This window comes from Pseudoflavonifractor sp. SW1122, assembly GCF_012027765.1.
Taxonomy (GTDB): domain Bacteria; phylum Bacillota; class Clostridia; order Oscillospirales; family Oscillospiraceae; genus Enterenecus; species Enterenecus faecium.
Genome location: NZ_SJOS01000101.1, coordinates 1 through 908, shown reverse-complemented (window position 1 = coordinate 908; position 908 = coordinate 1). Strand labels below are relative to the sequence as shown.

The window sequence follows — 908 nt, the reverse complement described above, 5'->3', positions numbered from 1 at the left end:
CAAGATCAGTGTACCGTATATGAGTGCCACGGTCAACTGGTATTTGCATTGAACTCACAAAAAATATTACCGGAGAACGCACCCGTCCGACTGGCAAGTGCCCAGCTTGAGGAACTGGATTACAGGAAACTGTATCGCACCTATTCGTCCAGAGGACGGAAATCGGCAGTGGAACCACGGGTGATGTTCAAGGTAATTGTCTACGGGTATCTGTGTGGCATCTACTCCAGCCGGAAGCTGGAAGAGGCGTGTAGGTACCGAGTAGATTTTATGTGGCTGTTGGAAGGCCAAAAGGCACCGGATCACACCACCATTGCCCGTTTTCGAACCGGGCGGTGCAGAGAAGCCATAGAAGACCTGTTCTACCAGTTTGTCCGCAAGCTGGAGGAAATGGGGGAGACAGACCACAGAGCTGTCTTTATTGATGGAACAAAGATGGAAAGCCGTGCAGGCCGCTATACCTTTGTGTGGCGCAAAAGCGTGGAGAAGCACCTGGCCAAAGTAAAGGCCCAGGTGGAACGATCTACCGGTTTTACTTCCACACAGGAATTGCGGGCATGGTTGGAGGAGTTTGCTCAAAATATTACCTTTGTCCATGGAAGTGGCCGGCGGAAAAGTCCCGGACAAAAGGAATGGGAGCGCCTGTCTGAACTTCTGGAGCGGTGGGAGCAGTATGAAAACATGCTATCCACCATGGGAGAAGGGCGCAACAGTTACTCCAAAACAGACGAAGATGCCACATTTATGCGGCTGAAAGAAGACCACATGCGAAACGGGCAGCTCAAGCCAGCTTATAATGTGCAGATTGGTGTGAACAGTGAGTATATCACCGGGATAGAGCTGTTTTTCGACCGAAATGATGTGAGAACGCTTCAGCCGTTTTTAAAGAAGCTGGAGCAGTTTCACCA

The 908-nt window shown here is 50.4% G+C and carries 1 protein-coding gene; it reads left to right on the top strand.

What is annotated here, in order from left to right:
- Positions 1-168: 168 nt before the first annotated feature.
- The coding region (locus E0L15_RS12180) for a transposase (RefSeq protein WP_168125816.1) at positions 169-908 on the top strand (740 nt) is incomplete at its 3' end.